General features: G+C 62.0%; 5 protein-coding genes and 1 pseudogene. 4 read left to right on the forward strand and 2 right to left on the reverse strand.

All coding sequences use genetic code 11. From position 1 onward, the window contains the following. The first annotated feature begins 91 nt into the window (after nucleotides 1–91). On the forward strand, nucleotides 92–871 hold the full coding sequence (locus tag ACXRVY_RS11935; RefSeq protein WP_223462867.1) for a TSUP family transporter: 780 nt from the start codon (nucleotides 92–94) through the stop codon (nucleotides 869–871). Here the strand turns inward: ACXRVY_RS11935 and nudC are convergent. Both nudC and ACXRVY_RS11945 read right to left on the reverse strand, forming a co-directional pair. Continuing rightward, nucleotides 839–1,669 carry an NAD(+) diphosphatase gene (gene nudC / locus ACXRVY_RS11940; RefSeq protein WP_223462868.1) on the reverse strand — a complete coding sequence of 277 codons (831 nt, stop codon included), beginning with the start codon at nucleotides 1,667–1,669 and terminating at the stop codon, nucleotides 839–841. The two genes, ACXRVY_RS11935 and nudC, sit on opposite strands and share 33 nt — an antisense overlap. Nucleotides 1,670–1,675: 6 nt before the next feature. Continuing rightward, the gene (locus tag ACXRVY_RS11945; protein ID WP_458237453.1) at nucleotides 1,676–2,488 is read right to left on the reverse strand and encodes a crotonase/enoyl-CoA hydratase family protein; all 813 of its coding nucleotides are present in this window, start codon (nucleotides 2,486–2,488) and stop codon (nucleotides 1,676–1,678) included. 559 nt (nucleotides 2,489–3,047) lie between these two features. Between ACXRVY_RS11945 and glgA the strand changes: the two genes are divergently transcribed. The 3 genes and pseudogenes from glgA to ACXRVY_RS11960 all read left to right on the forward strand — a co-directional run. Continuing rightward, on the forward strand, nucleotides 3,048–4,631 hold the full coding sequence (gene glgA, locus ACXRVY_RS11950; protein ID WP_458237454.1) for a glycogen synthase GlgA: 1,584 nt from the start codon (nucleotides 3,048–3,050) through the stop codon (nucleotides 4,629–4,631). A 12-nt stretch (nucleotides 4,632–4,643) separates the two neighbouring features. Continuing rightward, nucleotides 4,644–6,440 (forward strand): malto-oligosyltrehalose trehalohydrolase, encoded by a 1,797-nt coding sequence (gene treZ / locus ACXRVY_RS11955; RefSeq protein ID WP_223462871.1) that lies wholly within the window; start codon nucleotides 4,644–4,646, stop codon nucleotides 6,438–6,440. Continuing rightward, nucleotides 6,437–7,909: pseudogene (locus tag ACXRVY_RS11960) on the forward strand (4-alpha-glucanotransferase); the annotation flags it as partial. The gene treZ and the pseudogene ACXRVY_RS11960, both read left to right, overlap by 4 nt.

Genomic DNA, 7,909 nt, shown 5'->3' on the forward strand with positions numbered 1-7,909 from the left:
CTCGCTCCTACATTGGTTTTGTGTGTGCAGGTGGTTAAGATGCTGCCCTTCCCCGCAGCCTCTTCCTGCACCCGCCGAATAAGCCGATCCCATGCCTTTCGAACTCAGCGTTGACCTCTCCACCCTGGCCATCCTGGCCCTTGTCGCTTTTGTTGCCGGTTTCATCGATGCCATCGCCGGTGGCGGCGGCCTGTTGACCACCCCCGCCTTGTTGACCGCCGGCCTGCCGCCGCACCTGGTACTGGGCACCAACAAGCTCAGCTCGACCTTCGGTTCGGCGATTGCCAGTTTCACCTTCTACCGCCGCAAGCTGTTCCACCCCGCGCAATGGATGCACGCCATCATCGGCACCCTGGTCGGCGCGCTGACCGGTGCCGTGGTCGCGCATTACCTGCCGGCGGAGTGGCTGAACAAAATGCTGCCGGTGATCGTCTTCGCCTGTGGCGTTTATCTTTTGTTTGGCGGCACGCCGAAAGCGCCAACGGACAGCGATGCACCGATCAAGAAAAAGTGGCAGTCGACCCAAGGCTTCAGCCTCGGCTTCTATGACGGCGTGGCCGGTCCCGGCACGGGCGCGTTCTGGACCGTGAGCAGCCTGTTGCTCTACCCCGTCGACCTGGTGAAGGCCAGCGGCGTGGCGCGCAGCATGAACTTCGTCAGCAACGCGGCAGCGCTGTCGATCTTCATCTTTTCCGGTCAGGTGGACTGGATCATCGGCCTGTGCATGGGCTCGTCGTTGATGGTCGGCGCGTTCTTCGGCGCCCGCACCGCCATCAGTGGCGGTGCGAAATTCATTCGTCCGGTGTTCATCACCGTGGTGTTGGGCCTAACGGTGCGCCTAGCCTGGCAGCACTGGTTCAGCGTGGCCTAAGCGCCGCGCCACATAGACGTCGATCAGGTAACGGGCAATCGAGCGTGACGCCGGCAACGGCGGCAGCTCGTGCACGTTGAACCACTGGGCGTCCTCGATTTCGTCTTCCTGACAGACAATCTCGCCACCGGCATATTCGGCATGAAAGCCGAGCATCATCGAGTGCGGGAACGGCCAGCACTGGCTGCCCATGTACTGGATGTTCTTGACCTCGATGCTCACCTCTTCGCGAACCTCGCGAATCAGGCAGTCCTCGGCCGATTCGCCCGGCTCGGCAAACCCGGCCAGGGTGCTGTAGACCCCCGGCACAAAACGCGGCGAACGCCCCAGCAGAATCTCGTCGCCGCGGGTCACCAGTACGATCATGCTCGGCGAAATCCGTGGATAGCTGCGCAGATCGCACGGCTGGCAATACATCGCCCGTTCGCGCGGCACCTGGATCATGGCCTGACCGCAGTTACCGCAAAAGCGATGTTCACGGGCCCAGGTGCCGATCTGCGCGGCGTAACCAAGCACCTTGTAGAGCGTGTGATCGCCCTCCAGCATGAACGCCCGCAGGCCTTTCCAGTTGCAGCCCGGCACCTCGCTGTGATTGCGCAGCTCCAGCAGATAGACCGGCTCGCCATCGAGATGACCGATGCCATGCTCGGCGAGAATCGGCAGGTCCTGGCGCTTGAGCCATTCGCGCGCAAACAGTGCGCCATTGTCATCGAACAGAAAGCCTTCGGGGCTGCGCGCGACAGCCCAGCCGCCGGGTTGATCGGTGTCCAGTACTGCAGTGGTCCAGCGAGGAATCATGGTTTATCAATCCAGAAATTCGGGTTTCTGTTTGCTCATATGGGCGGCCATGGCCACGCGCAGATCGGTGGATTGCAGCATGGCGGCGTTCCAGGTAGCGATGTATTCGAGGCCGTCATCGATGCGATGGTCGCGCATGTAGCTGATCATCTCTTTGGTGCCGGTGACGGCGATCGGCGACTTGCCGGCGATTTCGCGGGCAATGCCCATGACGCCGTCGAGCAGGCTGGCGTTGTCGCTGTAGACGCGATTGACCAGGCCCATGCTCCTTGCTTCGTCGGCGCCAAACGTGCGACCAGTGTAAGCCAGTTCACGCAGCATGCCGTCACCGATGATCCGCGGCAAGCGTTGCAACGTGCCGACGTCGGCGGCCATGCCGATGTCGATTTCCTTGATCGAAAACTGTGCGTCCTCGGCGGCATAACGCATGTCGCACGCGGCAATCAGGTCGATGGCGCCACCCAGGCAGTAACCCTGAATCGCCGCAAGCACCGGTTTGCGGCAGTTATCGACGGCATTGAACGACGCTTGCAGGGTGAGGATCTTGCGCCGCAACAGGCGCGCATTGCGTCCGACGTCCTTGCCCAGTTCATTGGCCACGCCCGCCAGCATCATCAGGTCGATACCCGAGGAGAAATGCTTGCCTGCGCCGCTGAGAACCACCACGCGCACTTCATCGGTGTCGTCGATCCACTGGAAGATCTCGACGATCTCGCTCCAGAACGCAGCGTTCATCGAGTTGATCTTCTCCGGGCGGTTGATCTGCACATGGGCGATTTTATCGACCAGTTCGACGTTGAACGCGCYGTACCGAGACATGCCAGTGATCCTTTTGCGGGCAAAAATGAGGCCCGAACTATAACAAGGCACCAAGGTGGGCAGTAAGGCAGTGGTTCGGCCAAATGCGGGACTGGCCAGACTGCACCTTAACAGTGCACCACCACCAAAACGTGGCGCACATTTATGTGACTGCCCCGTGACTTTTTGCGGCCAAAACGCAAAAAAACATGCACTTCGTCGGGGCATTTGCACCTCGATCAGGCACGTCCGTACCGCTACAAACCGATTGTCGAACAATTTTGCCATCCGGCCTTCACCGCTCTAAGTTCTGGCCTAGACTCATTTTCTCGAGACGAAACCGGCCGGTCACAAAGTGGAAAAATAGTCGAAACTTTTTCCAGTCCCGATCGGTCCTCTGAAAAGACGGTGCGTTGCGACTGGTGCAATCTTTGCAGTGGCTCATTCACCCATTCTGCTTCAGCGCATTGGGCAGCGCTTGCTCACTGATGCGTAGCGCGTTTGCGCCCGGCCACGGAAATTGGCCATGGAACACCGTTTGCCAGACCTAAGAATTAGATCAACAACACGGGAGATTCATATGACCAGTACGGCTATGGAAATACAGGGAGAGCGTGCTCATCAGGTCGGTGAGTCGAGCGCCGTAACTGCCGCAAACACCCAACCCGTCAGTGTTCCAGGCAGCAGGACGCTGACCCCGGTAGCCAACCGGAATCCGAACCGAAAAAAAGTCTTGTTCGTTACCTCGGAAATCGCCGACCTGGTGAAAACCGGTGGCCTGGGCGACGTTTCCGCAGCGCTGCCGCGGGCCATGGCCCATCTGCACGATGTGCGGGTGTTGATCCCGGGTTACCCGCAGGTGATGCACAGCGAGAACCCCATTCATATCATCGGTGAGCTTGGCGGTCATGCTGCATTGCCACCGTGCAAGATCGGGCGCATGGACATGCCCGACGGTTTGGTCATTTACGTACTGGTCTGCCCCGAACTCTACGAGCGCGAAGGTTCGCCCTACGGCGCCAACAACGGCCGCGACTGGCCGGACAACCATATCCGTTTCGCCCGCCTGGGCCTGGCGGCGGCCGATATTGCCGCCAACCTCGCGCAAATCCACTGGTGCCCGGACCTGGTGCACGCCCATGACTGGCCGGCCGGTCTGGCCCCTGCTTATATGCACTGGCGTGGACAGCGCACGCCCACCCTGTTCACCATCCACAACCTGGCGTACCAGGGCGTGATCAGCCTGGGTTCGTGCCCCGAATTGGGCATCCCCCATCACGCGCTGCAGCAAGAAGGCATGGAGTTCTACGGCAAGATGTCGTTCCTCAAGGCCGGCATGGCCTATTCGAGCCACATCACCACGGTCAGCGCGACCTACGCCCAGGAAMTCACTACCCCGGATTTCGGCTGCGGTCTCGACGGTTTTCTCGCCGCCAAGACCCAGCAAGGCCTGCTCAGCGGGATTCCCAACGGCATCGATGAAAGCTGGGATGCGGCGACCGATCCGCACCTGTTCTGCCCGTTCAGCATCGGCGACTGGGAGGGCAAGGCCGTGAACGCCGCTCATGTCCGCGAGCTGTTTGGCCTGGAACATTCCGAAGGCCCACTGTTTGCAGTGGTCTCGCGGCTGGTTTATCAGAAAGGCCTGGACCTCACCGAGGCGGTCTCTGAATACATCGTCAAATCCGGTGGCCAGATCGCGATCATCGGCCGTGGCGAGCCGGAAGAAGAACAGTCGATGCGCGAACTGGCCCTGCGTTTCCCCGGGCAGATCGGCGTGCGCATCGGCTTCAACGAAACCGACGCCCGACGCATGTTCGCCGGCAGCGACTTCCTGCTGATGCCGTCGCGTTACGAGCCGTGCGGCCTGAGCCAGATGTACGCCCAGCGCTTCGGCTCGTTGCCGGTGGCACGCAATACCGGTGGCCTGGCCGACACCATCGAGAACGGCGTAACCGGTTTCCTGTTCGATGAATCCACGGTGCAGAGCTATCAGGAAGCCCTGAGTCGCGCATTCAAGGTATTCGCCTTTCCCGACCTGCTGCACGCCATGCGTTGCCGGGCCATGGCCGCGCCGTTCAACTGGTGCAAGGCGGTCGAACCCTACGCCGAACTCTATGAACGGCTTGTGGCAAAAGCGTTGGGGAAATCGAACAAACAGTAAGAGGCTTTCAAGATGCCGTTACGGACCCTTGAGACCTGGCCTCACGGCGCAATCATGCTGGACGCAGAGCACACGCGATTCGCGTTGTGGGCGCCAGATGCGTTCTACGTCAGTGTCGAACTGGAAAATGGACAGTCCTTGCCGTTGCTGCCCCAGGCCGACGGCTGGTTCGTGAGCAACACCCGATGCCCGGCAGGCACGCGCTACCGCTACAGCATCGACGGCGAGCTGGAGGTGCCCGACCCTGCCTCTCGCGCTCAGGCCGGCGGCATTGACCAGCCCAGCGTGGTGGTCGATCCGTTGGCCTATGCGTGGCAACACAGTACCTGGCTGGGACGACCGTGGCACGAAGCGGTGATTTATGAGTTGCACGTCGGTGCGCTCGGCGGCTTCTCTGCCGTCGAGCAGCATCTGGCACGCCTGGTCGAACTGGGTGTCACCGCGATCGAACTGATGCCCATCGCGCAGTTTCCCGGTGAGCGCAATTGGGGCTATGACGGCGTCCTGCCCTACGCGCCCCAGGCTTCATACGGCTCACCCGAGCAACTCAAGCACTTGATCGACACCGCCCACGGCCACGGTCTGGCGGTGATTCTCGACGTGGTCTACAACCACTTCGGCCCGGACGGCAATTACCTGCATCGTTATGCCAGTGGTTTCTTTCGCGAAGACCGACACACGCCCTGGGGCGCGGCAATCGACTTGCGCCGTCGCGAAGTACGGGACTTCTTCATCGAAAACGCCTTGATGTGGCTGCTGGAATACCGTTTCGACGGATTGCGCCTGGACGCGGTGCACGCCATCCAGGATCCGGATTTTCTTCAGGAACTGGCGCGACGGGTGCGCCAGCAGACGGGACCGGCGCGGCATGTGTGGCTGATGGTCGAGAACGAACACAACCAGGCCAGCCTGCTCGAACAGGGTTACGACGCGCAATGGAATGATGACGGCCACAACGCCCTGCACGTATTGCTGACCGGCGAAACCGACGCCTATTACGCCGACTACGCGCAAAACCCCACCGAACAACTGGCGCGCTGCCTGAGCCAGGGTTTCGTGTTCCAGGGCCATCTCAACCGCCATGGTGTGGCGCGCGGTGAACCCAGCGGGCATTTGCCGCCCAACGCCTTCATCCTGTTTTTGCAGAACCATGACCAGATCGGCAATCGGGCGTTCGGCGAGCGCCTGCATCAACTCGCCCACCCGCAAGCGCTGCGGGCCGCCACGGCGTTGCTGCTGCTGTCGCCGATGATTCCGCTGCTGTTCATGGGTGACGAGTTTGCCGTCGAGCAACCCTTCCTGTTTTTCACCAGCCATCATGGTGAGTTGGCGAAGTTAGTCCGCGATGGCCGGCGCAACGAGTTCGCGGCGTTCAGCGCGTTTGCGGACTCGCGTCAACGCGAACACATTCCGGACCCGAATGATCCGCAGACATTTGCAGCGTCCTGCCCTGTCCTGCCCTCGATCGGCCACAGCGAGATGCACGACCTGTACTGCCGACTGTTGCAGATCCGGCACCGGCTCATCGTCCCGCACTTGCCGGGCACCCAGGCACTGGGCACCGACGTGCTGGGCGAAGGCGCGGTCAGTGCAGCCTGGCGATTGGGCGATGGCAGCCAGCTGCGCATTGACCTGAACCTCAGCGACAGGCCCGTAGGCCACACCTCACAGACCGGTGCCGTGCGGTTATTCGAATACCCGCCAGAGAGTGCCGGCCTTCTGGACCAGGGCACCCTTGCCCCGTATTGCGCGCTCGTCAGCCTCACCGCTGCAGCCCCCTTTGCTACCTCGTTTGGAGAGCGTCCATGAGTGATGCGCAACTGGAAATCCTGGCCAGCCGTGCCGGTCTCGCGGTCGACTGGATCGACGCCAACGGCCGCCCGCAAAAAGTCGCGCCGTCAGTGTTGCGCAACGTGCTGAGCGGCCTTGGCCACCCGGCCGGCAGTGCCCAGGAAATCGACGCCAGCCTGCTGGAATTGCAAGCGGCGCAACAGACCCACCACTTGCCGCCATTGATCACCGCCGATGTGGGGGTGGGCCTGGACCTGGCGCGTTATTTCGAGCCCCAAACCCCTTGCGAAATCCACCTCGAAGACGGTTCGCGGCTCAACCTGAGACTGGACGCCAACGCGGTGCTGCCCGGGCTGGTACCGGTCGGCTATCAACAGGTCGGCATCGACGGACAAACCTTTACCCTGGCGGTGGCCCCGGCCCGTTGTTACAGCGTGGCCGACGCCGTGGATAACCCCATTCCTCGTGCCTGGGGCCTGAGCGTGCAGTTGTACGGATTGCGCCGCTCCGGCGATGGCGGGTTTGGTGACACCCAGGCTCTGGAGGACCTCGCCCGGGTGGCCGGTGAGCGTGGCGCCGAGGCGCTGGCGATCAGCCCGTTGCATGCGATGTTTTCAAGCGACACCCAACGCTATAGCCCGTATTCGCCGTCCAGCCGTTTGTTTCTCAACAGCCTTTACTGCGCCCCCGGCACCATTCTCGGCGAACGCGCCCTGCGTACCGCCATCGATGCAACCGGCCTGGCCATTGAATTCAAAGCGCTGCAAGAACGTCCGCTGATTGACTGGCCGGCCGCCGCCGAAGCCAAGCATCGGTTGTTGCAGGCCCTATATGAAGGCTTCGTCCAGGGTGAACACCCGTTGCACGAAGACTTCAGCAGTTTTCGTCACGCGGCGGGCGAAGCGCTGGAAAACCACTGTCGCTTCGAAGCCATCCAGGAGGCGCGCGCCGCCCGCGGTGAACACCTCGACTGGCGGCATTCGCCGAAGAAAATGCCGGACGCATCGGCTTCTTCGCCTTCTGCCAGTGGCTGATCACGCGCTGCCTGGAGCGCGCGCAAACCGCCGCCCGCGCCAGCGGCATGAGCATCGGCCTGATTGCCGATCTGGCCGTCGGTGCCGATGGCGGAGGCAGCCAGGCCTGGAGCCGTCAGGACGAACTGCTCGCCTCTCTCACCGTCGGTGCGCCACCGGACATTCTCAACCGCAGTGGCCAGGGCTGGGGGATTTCCGCGTTCTCCCCCGAAGGCCTGGTACGCAATGGTTTCCGGGCCTTCATCGAAATGCTGCGGGCCAACTTCGCCCACTCCGGTGGCTTGCGCATCGACCATGTCATGGGCTTGCAGCGTCTGTGGGTAATCCCTAACGGTTCGCCGCCGGCCGACGGCGCCTACCTGTATTACCCGGTGGACGATCTGCTGCGTCTGCTGACCCTGGAATCCCATCGTCACCAGGCCATCGTCCTTGGCGAAGACCTCGGCACCGTGC

Source organism: Pseudomonas sp. P5_A2_2, from assembly GCF_054177685.1.